Origin of the sequence: Bradyrhizobium zhengyangense, from assembly GCF_022012435.1 — a bacterium.
In the GTDB taxonomy this organism is placed as follows: Bacteria; Pseudomonadota; Alphaproteobacteria; order Rhizobiales; family Xanthobacteraceae; genus Bradyrhizobium; species Bradyrhizobium zhengyangense.
In genome coordinates this window covers 207,793-223,655 of sequence record NZ_JAKLUA010000008.1, presented here as the reverse complement: position 1 = coordinate 223,655, position 15,863 = coordinate 207,793, and the positions used below count along the sequence as shown (strand labels likewise).

14 protein-coding genes are annotated in these 15,863 nt (G+C 64.1%); 4 read left to right on the top strand and 10 right to left on the bottom strand.

The window, feature by feature from the left end; all coding sequences use genetic code 11:
• The first annotated feature begins 1 nt into the window (after position 1).
• Complete coding sequence (locus L6637_RS24815) at positions 2 to 1,141, top strand: acyl-CoA dehydrogenase family protein (RefSeq protein WP_237872266.1); 1,140 nt, start codon at positions 2 to 4, stop codon at positions 1,139 to 1,141.
• A 142-nt stretch (positions 1,142 to 1,283) separates the two neighbouring features.
• Here L6637_RS24815 and L6637_RS24810 read toward each other — a convergent pair whose 3' ends face one another.
• From L6637_RS24810 to L6637_RS24765, 10 genes are all read right to left on the bottom strand, one after another.
• Positions 1,284 to 2,321: an amino acid ABC transporter substrate-binding protein gene (locus L6637_RS24810; RefSeq protein ID WP_237872362.1), complete on the bottom strand. Its 1,038-nt coding sequence runs from the start codon at positions 2,319 to 2,321 to the stop codon at positions 1,284 to 1,286.
• A gap of 98 nt (positions 2,322 to 2,419) precedes the next feature.
• A complete protein-coding gene (locus tag L6637_RS24805; protein WP_237872264.1) occupies positions 2,420 to 3,013 on the bottom strand; it encodes a L,D-transpeptidase family protein in 594 nt (197 codons plus the stop codon).
• A 405-nt stretch (positions 3,014 to 3,418) separates the two neighbouring features.
• A complete protein-coding gene (locus L6637_RS24800) occupies positions 3,419 to 4,393 on the bottom strand; it encodes a hypothetical protein (protein WP_237872263.1) in 975 nt (324 codons plus the stop codon).
• 85 nt (positions 4,394 to 4,478) lie between these two features.
• Complete coding sequence (locus L6637_RS24795; protein ID WP_237860204.1) at positions 4,479 to 5,042, bottom strand: thioredoxin family protein; 564 nt, start codon at positions 5,040 to 5,042, stop codon at positions 4,479 to 4,481.
• A gap of 30 nt (positions 5,043 to 5,072) precedes the next feature.
• Positions 5,073 to 5,771, bottom strand: a complete 699-nt coding sequence (locus L6637_RS24790) for a cytochrome c biogenesis CcdA family protein (protein ID WP_237872261.1) — start codon at positions 5,769 to 5,771, stop codon at positions 5,073 to 5,075.
• Between the two features lie 412 nt (positions 5,772 to 6,183).
• Entirely contained in the window at positions 6,184 to 6,795 is a 612-nt protein-coding gene (locus L6637_RS24785; protein ID WP_128954513.1) for a sigma-70 family RNA polymerase sigma factor, read from the bottom strand.
• Between the two features lie 410 nt (positions 6,796 to 7,205).
• Positions 7,206 to 7,943, bottom strand: a complete 738-nt coding sequence (locus L6637_RS24780) for a response regulator (RefSeq protein ID WP_194464964.1) — start codon at positions 7,941 to 7,943, stop codon at positions 7,206 to 7,208.
• Positions 7,944 to 7,966: 23 nt separating this feature from the next.
• Positions 7,967 to 9,712, bottom strand: coding sequence for an ATP-binding response regulator (locus L6637_RS24775; RefSeq protein WP_237860198.1), 1,746 nt, complete (start codon positions 9,710 to 9,712; stop codon positions 7,967 to 7,969).
• Positions 9,682 to 11,712 carry a sensor histidine kinase gene (locus tag L6637_RS24770; RefSeq protein ID WP_377803136.1) on the bottom strand — a complete coding sequence of 677 codons (2,031 nt, stop codon included), beginning with the start codon at positions 11,710 to 11,712 and terminating at the stop codon, positions 9,682 to 9,684. The genes L6637_RS24775 and L6637_RS24770 overlap by 31 nt, the downstream gene beginning before the upstream one ends.
• Positions 11,713 to 11,766: 54 nt before the next feature.
• Positions 11,767 to 12,762 carry a TRAP transporter substrate-binding protein gene (locus tag L6637_RS24765; protein WP_237860194.1) on the bottom strand — a complete coding sequence of 332 codons (996 nt, stop codon included), beginning with the start codon at positions 12,760 to 12,762 and terminating at the stop codon, positions 11,767 to 11,769.
• A gap of 199 nt (positions 12,763 to 12,961) precedes the next feature.
• Between L6637_RS24765 and ugpB the strand changes: the two genes are divergently transcribed.
• The 3 genes from ugpB (at position 12,962) to L6637_RS24750 (ending at position 15,857) form a co-directional block, all read left to right on the top strand.
• Entirely contained in the window at positions 12,962 to 14,287 is a 1,326-nt protein-coding gene (gene ugpB / locus L6637_RS24760; protein ID WP_377803128.1) for a sn-glycerol-3-phosphate ABC transporter substrate-binding protein UgpB, read from the top strand.
• A 231-nt stretch (positions 14,288 to 14,518) separates the two neighbouring features.
• Positions 14,519 to 15,550, top strand: coding sequence for a M4 family metallopeptidase (locus tag L6637_RS24755; RefSeq protein ID WP_237872259.1), 1,032 nt, complete (start codon positions 14,519 to 14,521; stop codon positions 15,548 to 15,550).
• Between the two features lie 31 nt (positions 15,551 to 15,581).
• Positions 15,582 to 15,857, top strand: coding sequence for a protealysin inhibitor emfourin (locus L6637_RS24750; protein ID WP_237860190.1), 276 nt, complete (start codon positions 15,582 to 15,584; stop codon positions 15,855 to 15,857).
• Positions 15,858 to 15,863 lie beyond the last annotated feature (6 nt).

Genomic DNA, 15,863 nt, shown 5'->3' with positions numbered 1-15,863 from the left:
CATGGCCCTCGTCCTCACCGAAGAACAATCAATGCTCCGCGATTCCGCGCGCGGGCTGATCAGCGACAAGGCGCCGGTGTCGCACCTGCGCGCCTTGCGCGACAACAAGGATCCCACCGGCTTCTCCAAGGAGCTGTGGCATTCCTTCGCCGAGATGGGCTTTGCCGGCCTGCTCGTGCCGGAAGAATTCGGCGGCAGCGGTCTTGGTTTCATGGAAGCCGGTGTCGTCATGGAGGAGATCGGCCGAACCTTGATGCCGTCGCCGTTCCTCGCCACCTCTGTGGTCGCAGCCTCCGCGCTGAACCGCGGTGGCAATGCCGCGCAGAAGGCGGAATATCTGCCAAAGATCTCCAATGGCTCGCTGCTCGCAACGCTCGCAATCGACGAGGGCGCCAAGCACCGCCCGCTCCAGACCGCCTTGCAGGCCGTGCGTGCCGGCAACGGTTTTAAACTTTCCGGCGCCAAGGCGCTGGTGGTCGACGGTCACGTTGTTGACCTGTTCATCGTCGCCGCGCGCACTTCCGGTTCCGCCGGCGAGCGCGATGGTCTGACCTTGTTCCTGGTCAACCCGAAGGCCAAGGGCGTGTCGATCGAGCGCACCATCATGGTGGACGCGCACAACGCGGCGCGGATCGAGCTTGCCAATGTCGAGGTCAACGCCGACAGCGTGCTTGGCGAGGTCGACCAGGGCGCCGCTTTGCTCGATAGTGTGCTCGATATCGGCCGCGGCGCGGTCGCCGCCGAGATGGTCGGCCTCAGCGACGAGGTCTTCAGCCGCACCGTCGAATACCTCAAGAACAGAAAGCAGTTCGGCAAGCTGATCGGCGAATTTCAGGCGCTGCAGCACCGCGCCGCCGAGCTCTATGTCGACATCGAGATCACCCGCGCCGCCACGATGAAGGCGCTGCAGGCGCTGGATGCCGACGTTGTGAAGGCCACTTCAAGCGTCGCGGTCGCCAAGGCACGCGCCGGCACCACCGCCACCCGCGCGGTGCAGGAAGGCGTGCAGATGCACGGCGGCATGGGCATGACCGACCAGTTCGACATCGGCTTCTTCATGAAGCGCGCACGCGTGTGCGAAGAGCTGTTCGGCGACGCCAACTACCACACCGAGCAGCTGGCGCGCGCGCGGGGGTATTGAGGCGAACTGAGGCGCGAGGAGCCCGCCTCATACGCGGTGTCGTCGCCCGGCAAGCCGGGCGATGACAGTTGAGAGTGTTGGGAGCGCTTACCTCAAGCCCGTCATTGCTTCGCTTCGCTCGCAATGACGGCGGAGGGACCTGTCACCTCATCGGCGGTGCATACTGCACGCCGCCCGCATTCCACAGCTGGTTCATGCCGCGCGGGATCTTCAGCTGCGACTTCTCGCCGATATTGCGCTCGTACATCTCGCCGTAATTGCCGACATGGCGGATGATGCGCACGGCCCAGTCCTTGGTGAGGCCGAGCTGTTCGCCGTAATTGCCCTCGGTGCCGACCAGACGCATCACTTCCGGCTTCTTCGACTTCAGGGCCTCGTCGATGTTCTGCGAGGTGACGCCGAGCTCCTCGGCGTTGATCATCGCGTAGAGCGTCCACTTCACGATCATCATCCAGTCGTCGTCGCGCTGGCGCACGACGGGGGCGAGTGGCTCCTTGGAGATCATGTCGGGCAGGATCATGTGATCGCCGGGCTTGGACAGGTTCAGCCTGAGCGCATAGAGCTGCGAGACGTCGGCGGTGAGCGTATCGCACTTGCCGGTGTCGTAGGCCTTCACCACGTCTTCCAGCTTGTCGAACTTCATCAGCTCATACTTCATGTTGTTGGCTTTGAAGTAGTCGGCGAGGTTGAGCAGCGTGGTGGTGCCTGATTGCACGCAGACCTTGCTGTCGGCGAGGTCGAGCGAGGTCTCCTTGGTGCGCGAGCGCGGCACCATGAAGCCTTCGCCGTCGTAATAGGCGACAGCAGGGAAATAGAGATCGTATTCGAGCTCGCGCGACATGCTCCAGGTGGAGTTGCGCGAGAGGATGTCGACCTTGCGGCTCTGCAATTCCTTGAAGCGCTCGCTGGCGTCGAGCGGGATGAACTTCGCCTTGCCCGGATCGTCGAAGATCGCCGATGCCACCGCGCGGCAGAAATCGACGTCGAAGCCGGTCCAATTGCCCTTGTCGTCGGGGATCGAGAAGCCCGGCAGGCCCTTGTTAACGCCGCACAGCACTTCGCCGCGGCGTACGGTGCGCTTCAAGGTGCGGGTGTCGTAGAACTCGTAGGTGATGGCCAAGGCGGCGACCAGCACGGCGACCGCGAGCCCGATCAGCAGGCCGCCTCGAAATGTGCGCATCATGTTGCTCTCTCGAAAAAATCGGGAAAAGGAATTCTGGAAGCGGCGGGACGCATGATCCCAAGGAAATTCCAAGGGATCATGCTCGGAGCAAGAACTTAGAGTTCGGGCTTCTGGCGGATGACCACTTTGGTCCCGACAGGGACGCGATCGTAGAGATCGGCGACGTCGTTGTTGACCAGGCGGAAGCAGCCCGAGGACACCTTGGTGCCGATCGTGTCGGGACGGTTGGTACCGTGGATGCGATAGACCGTCGTGCCCAGATACATGGCACGGGCGCCGAGCGGGTTGCCGGGGCCGCCCGCCATGAAGCGCGGCAGGTAAGGCTGGCGCTGGATCATCTCCGGTGGCGGCGTCCAGTCCGGCCATTCCTTCTTATTGGTGATCTGCACCAGGCCCTGCCACTGGAAGCCGTCGCGGCCGACGCCGATGCCGTAGCGGATCGCGCGCCCACCAGGCTGGATCAGATAGAGGTGGCGCTCGGCAGTCGAGATGATGATGGTGCCCGGCGCTTCGGTGGTGCGGTAGTACACGACCTGCTTCTGCCATTCCGGATCGAGCTCGTAGCTGTCGCCGGCGATCAGGCCGGGCTCGTCGCCGCGGTCGGGCTGCTGGGCGAAAGCTTGTGGCGCGGACAGGATCAGGCCCATCGCAGCCAACAACGCCCCGGTCAGGCGACGAAAATCCATCATTTCAAGCTCTCCCCGCTGCCACAGCGCAAATCGTTAGGGTCCATCTGAACTCAGGGGCAGCTTCGTGGCAAGTTCAAGGCGCGCCCGGTTGGTATGTCACGAGAATGCTTTGGTTTTTTGACGAGGATCAACACCATGAACAGGGTGGGTTGGCGCGAAAAGCAGTGAGGCGGCCTCGCCCCCGGGTGGAGCGCCCAATAGCAGCGCTCTCACCGTTCCCTCCCCCCCTTTTGGGGGAGGAGTAGGAGGGGGGTGCCACTCGGGGACTCTCTCGATTGCGCACCCGCCCTTGCATCTTCAACAAACTGACAGCTTTTCCTGAGCTACCCCTCCCGCTAGCCCCCCACAAGGAGGGAGGGAACGCACCTTCGTCTCGGCGCTAGCGCGGTCTCATCTCATCGATCCCTAAATCTGATTAGCCTCCGGCCCGATCCCCAGCCGCCGCACGATCTCGGTGCCCACCGCGCGGGCCTCGTTGCGGGAGCCGATCCTGGGGCTGCGAAACCGCCGTCCCGAGCGGAGGCGGATCGTGACGATGCAGTGCTCGTCCTCGGAGCGGCCGCGGCGATCGACCGTGATCGCTTTCACGTCGTGCCCTTGGATTTGATCCACGCGCGGCTGGCCGTTGCCCCAGAGGCGTTCGACGCGAATATCGCCCTCGCGGATGATCCAGAACGCGCCGGTGACCAGGTTTGCAAATCGGTAGACGCCGAACGCCGCGATCAGACCCAGTGGTAGCAGCAAGTAGTCGATCCATTGGGGCGGCAGGCCACGCCAGAGCCTGTAGGCATAGGGTGCGACACTCAGCGCGACGGCGATCAAGGCCGCGATGCTGAGGTCTCGCTGCGAAAATGGCTCGACGGGATCGCCAAGCCGCATCTCGGAATTGCTGGCATCGAGCGGATTGACGGGGGCCTCGACATCAGGGACGTCGAACTGCGCCGCGATCCGCGCCACGGTGTCATGAACATGGGTGACGTCGGACAGCGGCGGGGAGGTCAGGCGTTCGCCGGAGGCCAGCGTAAAGGCGAGTTGGAAGCGGGCCTTTGCGGTCTTGCTGCCGGGAACCTGCAATCCCGTGATGTCGTCCTTCGCGACGATTCGCGTCTGGAGCTTTCCGAACGGACGCTGCCGTCCGATCAGGATCTCATCCGGCGTGATGATCCACACCACGGCGGGCGTCAGCATGACCACGCCAACGAAGGCGGCCCCTGCCAGCAGCGCGACCACCGAGATGACGATCTCGAGGGCATCGTGGGTGAACAGCCCGGGCGTGAAGCAGAGCGCAACGGCCGCCGCCGAGCCGGCCACGACCAGCCGCTGCGCGATCGAGGAGCCCTCGCGAAGGCGGATGTCGTTGCTGGTGGTCGCGTCGTTCATTGCGGCGGCTGATTGCGTCGCGCGCGAAACTCCACGGACGGGTCCGTGGAGTCAAGCGGCAACGGCAAAGCCGCCGCAGGTTGGCCTAGCTGCTGGCGTTCAGCAACTTCGCGACGGTACGGTCGATCTCGTCGTAGCGGCCTTCGCCTTCGTGTTGGAACACGATCTTGCCGGTCTGGTCGATCAAATATTGAGCCGGCCAATACTGGTTGCGGTAGGCATCCCAGGTCTTGGAGTCATTGTCCTGTGCCACCGGATAGGTGATGCCGTGGCGCTTCAGCGCGGCCTGCACGTTGGACGCCGAGCGCTCGAACGGGAATTCCGGCGTGTGCACGCCGACCACGACGAGGCCCTTATCCTTGTATTTGGCATAGAGCTCGGTGACGTGCGGCAGCGTGTTGACGCAGTTGACGCAGCCATAGGTCCAGAAGTCGACCAGCACGACCTTGCCGCGCAGGTCAGAGATGTTCAGCGGCTTCGAGTTGAACCAGTTGCTGATGCCGGCGAAGTCGGGCGCGGTCACCGCTTGGCTCGCTGCGACCTTGACCGGCACTGCGGGCGTGGCCTCGTCGCAGATGCCGGGGATCACAGCGCCGGTGACGGCGAAGCCGATCAGGGCGGCGGAGACGGCGAGCAGCTTGAAAGTCATGTTCATGTTCTCCGTTCGAGAGGTGAAGGATCACAGGCCGATCTGGCCGGTGGGATAGAAGCCGGTGAGCCACGCCACGATCAGCGTGTCGTATTGGAAGTAGGCCGCGAGCGCGAAAGCGATCACGACCACGCCAAAGCCCTGCTGCAGGCGCGGCGAGATGCGCGCCAGGCTGCGCACGCGCGTGGTCGCGGCCTGTCCGCCATAGGCGATCGCCAGCATCGGGATCGCTGCGCCAATCGCATAGGCGACCAGCAGCGTGCCGGCCCAGGCCAGATTCTTCGACGTCGCGACCAGCGTCAGAATCGAGCCGAGCACGGGGCCGGCGCAGGGTGTCCAGACGAGGCCGAGCGTGGTGCCGAGAACGAGCCCCCCGAGTGCGCCCTCGCGCTGTGCGCCGCCCACTGCGCCGAGATTGAGCCAGCCATTGAGCCGGACCGAGAGCCATTCGAACGGCGCCGGCCACAGCATCAACAGGCCAAAGCCGAGCAGCAGCACCGCCGCCGCCTCGCGCAGCACATTCGGATCGAAATCGAACAGTTTCGTCAGCGCACCGAGCAGCAGCGCCACCGCGGAGAACGAAACGACGAAGCCGAGCGCGATCAGCGCGGGGCGCGCAGGCGAGGAATGCCCGATCGAGGCGCCAAGCAGGATTGGCAGCATCGGCAGCGTGCACGGCGCGGCGATGGTGAGGATGCCGGCGAGGATGGCGAAGAGAAGCTCGAGCATGACAGGCCACTCGTGAAAGAGGTCACGAGGGCAGTTCGCGATGGAGGCGTGGATCGTTACGCGGTGTCACGCGCTCGTGACGGGGGAGGAGAGCAACGGTGTCGGCGACAGCGGCAGTGCGCTCCCTCCCCCACAAGGGGGGAGGGAATGATGGAGCATTGGCCGCCTCACTGAGGAGCAGCCACGAACATCGCAACTTGGCCTCCCAAATACAAAACGACCCGGAGGGGGGCATCCCGTCCGGGTCGCTGGAGGTCTTGGGAGGGTTTAACGAAACCGTATGTGATCTTTATAGGGACGAAGTTTTTCCGCCTGATGTTGTGCTTTGTTTCATTTGTTTCGTCGGCGGTAACGCTTTCGTGTCCCGGGAAGGGACCGGAAATCCGGTCCTATCCCATTGAAATCATTGGCTTTAGGCGGCGAAACGGTCGACACCGCAAGTCTTAAGCAAATCGGCGAGTTGCTTGCGGGCGTAGAACATCCGGGTCTTCACCGTGCTCTGAGGGATGCCGATGATCTGTCCGACCTCCTCCACCGACTTCTCGTGGTAGTAGACGAGGTTGATGATCTCGCGATGCGCGGGTGAGAGCTTCTGGACGCAGGCGCGCAGGATGGCGCTGGTGTCGCTGCGGTCGAGCGAGGTCTCCGGCGTGTCGCAATCGTCGGGGATCTGGCGCACGTCCTCCTGGTCGATGTCCTCGAAGCGGCGCTGGCGCATCGCGGTCAGCGCCTTGAAGCGGGCGATCGAGAGCAGCCAGGTCGAGACCTGCGAGCGGCCCTGGAACTGGCCGGCGGTCCGCCACACGTCCAGAAACACCTGGCTGACGAGATCTTCGGCGGTGGTGGCGTCACGCACGATACGCAGGATGAAGCGATAGACCCGCACATTGTGACGGCAATAGAGGATGTGCATGGACGTCCGGTTGCCGTCGGCAATGCTTTCGAGAAGCATGTCGTCCGAGGTCGCCTGGGCAGCGATGATGCTCTGGCTGGCTTGGGCGTTGATGGCGATGACGTTCGGCATTGACTTGGCTCCCCGGTGACGCCGCAACCGAGCGGCGTTTCCTTGGACCAAAGTGTTAATCAGCCATCGTTTCGGGACGTCTGCACGAAAAGGGGAAAATGGTTTCGTGCGCCGCTAAATTGTTTCGTCGAAGAAATTGCGACGAAACATTCGGACCAAAAAAGCGTGGAATTTCAAGGCTTGGAAAATACGGTACTGCGGAATGGGACTGGGAGGAACGAATTTCCGGGCCTTGCGTTTGGTCGCGTTACACCCATCGGCGTCGTCACGACGCAGGTCCGGCTCCAAGCACCGTGCTGTGGGGTGGGCAAAGACGCCCTTCGCGCCGTGCCCACGATCTTTTTGTAATACTGCGAGAATGGTGGGCACGCTCCGCTTTGCCCACCCTACGGCACCTGACGAGGCGCGGTCTACGCCTTCTCGCCCTGCGGCGAGAACAAATAGCCGCCGCCGCGGATGGTGCGGATCACGGCGGGCTTGGTCGGGTCGGGCTCGATCTTGCGGCGGATGCGCATGATGCGCAGATCGACGGCGCGGTCGAAGGCTTCGGCGTCGCGCGCATTGGCGAGCTCCAGCAGGCGCTCGCGCGACAGCACGCGCTTCGGATTGGCTGCGAAGACCTTGAGCAGCCCGAACTCGGACGCGGTCAGCGGATGCTCATTGCCCTCGTCGTCGCGCAGGGCCTGGGCTTCGAGATCGAGCCACTTTGTCCCAAAGCGCACCAATTGATCCTTGTCCGATTTCGCCGGCGCTGCGTCGCTGCCTGCTGATTTCGCCGGCGTGCTCCGCCGCAGCACCGAGCGGATGCGCGCCATCAATTCTCTGAGCTCGCAGGGCTTTGCGACGTAATCGTCGGCGCCGAGCTCGAGGCCGACGACGCGATCGATCGGGCTCGCGGTTGCCGTCAGCATGATGACAGGCACGTTGATGCGGCTCTTGAGGTCGCGGATGATCGAGAGGCCGTCTTCCTCGGGCATGTTGAGGTCGAGCACGACGAGATCGGGCATGCTGCCGTCGATCGCGGCGCGCAAGGATTTGCCGCCGTCGCACAGCGTCACGGTGAAGCCGTGCATCTTGAGGTAATCGCCGACCATCTCCCGGGCCGGGGCCTCGTCGTCGACGATCATGATGTGCTGGCTTTGTGTCATGTCACTCAGATCTCGTACTCAAATCACGGCATTTCGGTCGCGGGCAGGGTGATGGTGAAGGTCGAGCCCTTGCCCGGGCCGTCGCTGTCGGCGGTTACCTCGCCGCCATGCATGTCGATAATACGCTTGACGATGGACAACCCAAGCCCCGTCGAGCTCTCACCCGCCGTCGGCTTTGCGGATAGCCGCTGGAACCGGCCGAACAGGCGGCCGAGATCCTCCGGCGACAGGCCGGCGCCCTCGTCGCTGACGCGGATGATAGTGTCGTTGCCCTCATGGCTGACCGCGACGGTGATCTTGCCCGCGATCGGTGAGTATTTGATGGCGTTGCTGATCAGATTGTCGATCGCCTCGCGGATGCGGTCGGTGTCGCACATGGTGACGATGTTGGCGGGCGCGCTGACGCTGATCGCCTGCTGCTTGTTGACCGCGAGCGGCTGGTTGGCCTCGGCGACCTCCTTCACCAGCGCGGCGACGTCGACCGGCTCGCGGCGGATGGTGATGTCGAAGGCATCGGCCATCGCGTCCGAGATCAGATGATCGACCATCGTGGTCAGGCGCTTGGTGGCGTCGCGGATATGATCGACCTGGGCGACCACGCCTGACGACGAGGCGCCGGTCGAGATCAGCTCCTTCAACATCTCGGTGCGGCCGAGGATGACGCCGAGCGGGTTCTTGAGATCGTGCGCGACGGTGCCCAGGATCTCGTTCTTGAAGCCGTTGGCGCGCTGCAGCCGCAGCCATTGCGCCGAGAGCCGGCGGTTGGCCTGCATCAGGGCGCGGGTGCGCTGCGCGACGCGGTCTTCCAGCTGCGTATTGGCGTCCTGGAGCTGCTGATACAGGATGACGTTGTCGAAGGCGATCGAGAGCCGGCTCGAGAAGATCTCCACCAGCGAGCGGTCGGTCTCGGACAGATCGCGCTCGGACTGCAGCAGCACCACGACCTCGCGCCCGGAGCCGGTGCGCAGATAGATCACGCTGCGGTGGTCGGCGAATTCGTTCTTGCGGCGCTGGAAGGCGTCCTCCACCAGCTGGCGCAGATCGGGGTCGAGCGCCTTCGACGAGGTCGTGCCGATGAAGCGGCTGTAGCAGCCGCTGCCGGCGAGCACGGAGAGCTCGGCATCGACGCCGCCATTGTCGCGCAGCACGAGGATGCCGGCGCAGTCGACATTGAGCAGCGAGGCGAGCTGGGTCAGCACGCCCTCGGCGAGCCGCTGCATCGACTTGAAGTCGTACAGCGTCGAGGCCGCATCGATGATGATCTCGAGCCCGCGCCGCGTCTGCACCATGCGCTCGAGCTGCTGGTAGGAGCGCAGCGCCGCGGTCAGCGAGGTGAACAGCTTGTCGGCGGTGAGCTCGGTCTTGGCCTTGTAGTCGTTGATGTCGTACTGCACGATCACGCGCCGCTCCGGCGCCTGGCCGGGCTGGCCGGTGCGCAGGATGATGCGCACGGTCTCGTTCTTGAGCACGTTGCGGATGTATTCGACGAGCTCCAGGCCCGCGACGTCGGTCTCCATGATGACGTCGAGCAGCACCGCGGCGATGTCGCTGTGCTCCGCCATCAGCTTGCGACCTTCCGCCGCGGAATGGGCGGAGAGGATCTCCAGGCCCTGGCCGTTCAGGCTGTAGTCCGAGAGCGCAAAACGGGTGCCGTCATGCACGGCCGGATCGTCGTCGATGACGGCGATTTTCCATTTCCGGGCATCCGTATCCTCCGACGCGGTACCGGTGTCGTCGATCAGGTGGAGGACATCGTCCTGTTCGGCCATTGAGAAGTCCCGTCACTTTCTGTGCTTTGCGCGCCGCCCTTGGCGATCCGCGGCATGATAATCCGAAAAGTAGTGCCTTGTCCCAGCTTGGATTCCAGCATCATCCGCCCGCCGAGCTGCTGGGTGACAAGGTTATAGACGATATGCAAGCCCAGTCCCGTGCCACCTTCATTGCGCCGGGTGGTAAAGAATGGGTCAAAGGCCTGGCGCTGCACGTCCGGGGTCATGCCGGCTCCGTCATCGGCGAAGATGATCTCGATATCCTCGGTGCCGCGCGGCCGGGCCGAGATCGCGATGGTGCCGGCACGCCCGTCGGCGAAGGCGTGGTTGGCCGCGTTGAGGAACAGATTGGTCAGGATCTGGCCATAGGAGCCGGGATAGCCGTCGAGCAGCAGCCCCTCGGGCACGTCGACCTGGAGCGTGATCGGCGAGCGCTTCAGCACCGGCCGCAAGCTCGCGATGATCTGGTCGGTCGCTTCGCTGAGTGAGAACTGCCGCCGCTCGGCATGGGAGCGGTCGACCGCGACCTGCTTGAACGACTGAATCAGCTCGCCGGCGCGGGTGAGGTTGGCGACGAGCTGCTGCGAGGCGTCGCGCGAGGACTGCACGAATTCCTCGAGCTGCGAGCGGCGCAGGCCGCCGTCACCCTTCAGCTGCGCCTCGAAAATCTCGGTGCGCCTCGCAAAGCTCGACGCCACCGTCAGGCTGATGCCGATCGGGTTGTTGACCTCGTGCGCGACGCCGGCGACGAGGCCGCCGAGCGCCGCGAGCCGTTCGGCGTCGATCAGATTCTGCTGCGCGGCGTTGAGCTCCAGCAGGGCGCTTTCGGCCTTTTCCTTGGACGCGCGCAGTTCGTCCTCGGTCTGGCGCTTGGCGATCGCGTTCTCGCGGAACACCTCCACCGCGCGCGCCATGGCGCCGACCTCGTCGCGCGCGCGCGTGCCCTGCACCTCGCGGCCGAGATCGCCGAGAGTGATCGCGCGCATCGCGGTCATGATCTGTTGCAGCGGCAGCCGGATCGACAGCGCGATCAGCACGCCGGCGGTAAGGATGATGCCGAGGAAGATCACCGCGATCGACAGCACCCGCCGCGAAATATCCGCCAGCGTGCGGTCGAACGTCTCCTGCGCCTTCTGCTCGCGCTGGCGCATCTTGGTCGAGAGATCGTCGATGGCGCCGATCGCCTCGGCCTGGCTGGCGTCGATGGTGTTGCGCAGCAGCTCGGTGCGGTTCGTCAGCTGCTCGGAGAGTTTGGCAAAGCCCTCGCGCAGCGCCGTGGTGCGGATTGCGAGCTTTTGCAGCGCCATCTTCTGCAAATCGTTGTCGGCGAGATCGATCATCACGGGAATGGTCTTCTCGATCGTCTCGGTGTGGCGGCGCGCGTCGTCAGCAGCATCGACCGATTGCGACAGATAGTAGGAATTGGCCGCAACCAGCATCGCGGTGAAGGCCTCGCGCGACTTGCCGAGCGAAGGCCAGATCAGCGCGTCGCGATGGCCGGTGGCGCCCTCGATGATGGAGTAGAGGCCGGCCATGTCCTTGGCGGGGCCTTGCACCTGCTCCTCATAGGTCTTGGCGATGGTGGCCTGAACGCTGCGCAGCTCGCCGAAGCCGTTGAGGAAGCGGTCGGTGGTGCGCTCCAGCTCCTCGACCGACCCTGACAGCATCGGGTCCTTGGCGGCGCGGTCGGTCAGCGTGCCCAGCACGGCCTCGCGCAGCAGCAGGATCTCGGCGAACAGGTCCGGGCTCGGCTGGTTGATGTAGCGGTGGATCAGGTTCTGCAGCCGCCCGGTCTCGCTTTCGAGCAGCGCCAGGATGCGGTCGGATTCGCGCACCTGCCGCACGTCGTCCCAGGCTGAGCTCAGCACCTGCGCGCCGTTCCAGATCATCGCCACCAGCACGATCACCACGGCGGAGTTCAGCGCCGCGATCGAGAGGATGCGCCAGCGGATGGGCACCGCCCGCAACACGCCGACGAGGCGCGCGCGCAGCCGCCCGATCGGGCCGGCCGGCCGTTCTGCGCTCTCGCTGGTGCCGGGCGCGATCAAGTGGCGTCACTCCACCTTGCGAATACGTTCGATCAGCGCGGCCGCAGCGGGATCCTGCGCGGCCTTGGCGTAAATCGGCGCCATCGCATCCTCGAACGGCTTGCGGTCGATATCCCTGGTCACGACGATGCCGGCGGCCTCCGCCTTGCGCTGCGACTGCTCCTCGAGGTCGCGCCATTTCTCGCGCATGTAGAGGCTCGAGCGCGCCGCGGCTTCCCTGAAGATGGTCTGGTCCTCGGCCGACAGGCTCTTCCAGGCCTTCAGCGAGATCACCAGCACCTCCGGGCTCATCGTGTGCTCGGTGAGGGTGTAGTAACCGGCGTGCTTGTAATGGTCTGTGGTCACGAAGGATGGCCAGTTGTTTTCGGCGCCGTCGATCAGATGGGTCGAGAGCCCCGTCAGGACCTGCCCATAGGGCAGCTCGACCGGTTCGGCGCCGAGCGCGCGGATCATGTCGCTCATCAACTCCGATTGCTGCACCCGGATCCGCAACCCCTTGAGGTCGGCGATGCTCTTGACCGGGCGAACGCTGTTGTAGATCGAGCGGGCCCCGGAATCGTAGAAGGCGAGCCCGACGAAGCCGTAGGGCTCGAAGCTGCCCAGGATTTCCTTGCCGATCGGCCCGTCCAGCACCTTCTGCATGTGCTCGATGGACCGGAACAGGAACGGCATGGCGAGCACGTTCATCGCCGGGACGAAATTGCCGATCAGGGCCACATTGGTCCGGTTGAGGTCGATCGCGCCGGCGCGGGTCTGCTCGATCGTCTCCTTCTCCTCGCCGAGCTGGCGGGAGTGAAACACCTTGATTTCGTGCCGGCCGCCGGTGCGCTCGGAGATCAGCGCGCCCATGTAGCGCAGCGCCTGGACGGTTGGGTAATCCTCGGCCTGGGTATCGGCGGCGCGGAATTCGCGCGCAGCTGCGCTCGTCGCGCCGATGGCGAGCAGAAGCGCGACGAAAATCACCCCGGTCCGTGAGAGTTCGGCACGGTTTAACACTGGCACACTCAACCCCTCGGAGATGGAGTCTATGACGGGACCAAAAGGTTCAACGCAATCTACCAGATGGTAAAGGGAAGGCCATCCCGCCCGGGGGGCGGCGGATTGTGCGGTGCCGCCGCCGTCATTCCCGGTTGAAACCGCTTCTCGCGCGCCTTAAGCAGGGTGCGGTCGCCTTTTGCCGCGTCATACGGGAAGAGCCATCGTGACTTCAGCATTGCGCCTCTTGCAGGTCGCCGCCGCCACCTTGGCCCTCGCCTTGAGCTGCGAGGCGCGCGCCACCACCGACATCGCGCTGTGGCACGCCATGTCGGGCGAGCTTGGCAAGCAGCTCGAGAAGCTCACCTCGGACTTCAACGCCTCGCAGTCGGACTATCGCATCGTGCCTGCCTACAAGGGCAATTACACCGAGACGGTGACGGCCGCGATCTTTGCCTTCCGCTCGCGCAGCCAGCCTGCGATCGTGCAGGTCAACGAGGTCGCCACCGCGACCATGACCGCCGCCAAGGGCGCCATCTATCCCGTCTACAGCATGATGCGCGACATGGGCGAGCCGTTCTCGCTGAACGACTACCTTCCGGCGGTCTCCGGCTATTACACCGATGCCACGGGCAACCTGCTGTCCTTCCCGTTCAACTCGTCGACGCCCATCCTCTATTACAACAAGACCATGTTTCGCGACGCCGGCCTCGACCCGGAGACGCCGCCGAAGACCTGGCCCGAGCTTGGGCTGGCGGCAAAACGGCTGCGCGACCGCGGCGCCGTGTGCGGCTTCACCACGTCGTGGCCGTCCTGGATCCACATCGAGAATTTTTCGGCGTTTCACAATCTGCCGGTGGCCACGCGCGGGAATGGCTTTGCTGGCCTTGATGCGGAATTGACCATCAACAATCCGGTCGTGGTCAAGCACATCGCCCAGCTCGTTGAATGGCAAAAGACAAAGCTGTTCGACTATAGCGGCCGCGGGCAGGCGGCCGAGCCGCGTTTCCAGAACGGCGAATGCGGCATCTTCATCGGCTCGTCGGCGACGCGCGCCGACATCAAGGCGAATTCGAAATTCGAGATCGGCTACGGTATGATGCCGTACTGGCCGGATGTGAAGGGCGCACCGCAGAATTCCATCATCGGGGGCGCCACGCTGTGGGTGCTGCGTGACCGGCCGCGCCAGGAATACAAGGGCGTGGCGCGGTTCTTCGCCTATCTGTCGCAGCCCGGCGTGCAAGCCGCCTGGCACCAGAACACGGGCTATTTGCCTGTGACCCGCGCCGCCTTCGAGCTGACGCGCGCGCAAGGCTTCTATGAGCGCAATCCGGGCTCGGCGATCTCGTTCGAGGAGATCACGCTGCATCCGCCGACGGAGAATTCGAAGGGCATAAGGCTCGGCTCCTTCAACCTGATCCGCGGCACCATCGAGGAAGAGCTCGAGCGGGCATTTGCCGGCCAGAAAAGCGCGCAAGGTGCGCTCGATGCCGCGGTCGAACGCGGCAACAAGCTGCTGCGCCAGTTCGAGCGCGCCAGCCCCGAGCGATAGCGGTCGGCCTGCGCGCGGGGCGTGGGTCCGTTCACCGGCCAAGCCCCATCCGTCGCCACACAACCTGAAATATGTGCGCGAGTTCACACACACCGCGCCATGCACCTGCAATAATCGCAGACGGCCTGTCACCCAAGCTGGTGGCAACGCTTGTCGCCGCCGATCGGCGGCGATGAAACTTGTAGCTGTTTCGCCCTTTCATTTTTCAGAAAATCGCATTGGAGGCTATCAATGCCCTGCTCATGCTTCATCATCCCGAATGATGTTCTGACCAAGCTCTCCCAGGACAAGAAGCTCTCGGCTTCGGTCCGCAAGCGGATGGTCGACACGGTCCAGATCAGTCATGAACTGCGCGAATTGCGCAACCAGGCTGCGAGATTCACCAGCGTCGCTGCGACGCGTGCCGATGGGTTGGTCACGCTTGCCGCGGCACCATCAGTCACGGTCTACGACTGCAAGCACACGCAGACGCTGCCGGGCACCCCGATTCCGAAGCCGAAGACGTCGTCGGACGGATCCGTCAAGCGCAGCTTCAACCAGACCAGCAAGGTGGCAAAGTTCTACGAGCAGGTCTTCAACCGGAACTCGATCGACGATCATGGCATGACCATGATGTCGTCGGTTCATTTCGGCCAGAGCTACAACAACGCGATGTGGAACGGGTCGCAAATGCTCTATGGCGACGGTGACGGCAGCATCTTCGTCGATTTCACCAGAGGCAACGACGTCATCGGTCATGAGCTGACCCATGGTGTGACCCAGCATAGTCTGCAGCTGGCCTATAGCGGCGATGCCGGCGGCCTGAACGAGAGCATCTCGGATTGCTTCGGCTCGATGTTCCGGCAGTGGGAAGCCAACCAGAACGTCAAGAAGGCGGACTGGCTGATCGGGCGCGACATCATGGGGCCGGGCTCGAAGAAGAAAGGTTTCACCTGCCTGCGCGACATGGCCGATCCCGCAGCCAAGCACTGCCTGGCGCCGCAACCGACCAAGTACTCCCAGATCACGCCGGGCATGGATCCGCACTATTCGAGCGGGCCGCCCAATCTGGCTTTCTGCACGGCTTGCGTGACGCTGGGCGGTAATAGTTGGGGCCCGATCGGGCAAGTGTGGTATCGTTCGCTCACGGGGTTCGGCCCGACGCCGAACATGACGATGAAGGCGTTCGCCGCCCGGACCCGTCAGGTGGCGCACACAATGTATCCGAGTACGGCTGCCGTCTCCGCCGCCGTCAACGCCGGGTGGACGAAGGTGGGGCTGTAATCGCTGCAGCACGCCGCGAAAGGATGAGAGCGTGGATCGTTTGAAGATCGAGCGCGTAGGTGGGGTCGCCGGCTTCGGCGGCCCTCACCTCAAGAGCCGGGGTGAATTGGCATTGTCGGATCTGTCGCCCGCCGATCAGAAGACGGTGGAGTCGCTCTTTGCCGATCCAAAGAAAGTTCCCGCCTCGCATCCAGGACAGGCTGACGCGTTCAGTTACCGGATCACCCGCGGTTCCCAGACGATCGAAGTGCCCGAACATGCGGTCCCCTCGACCATCAAGAGCAGCGTCAAGGATGTGCTGGAGTAGGGTCAG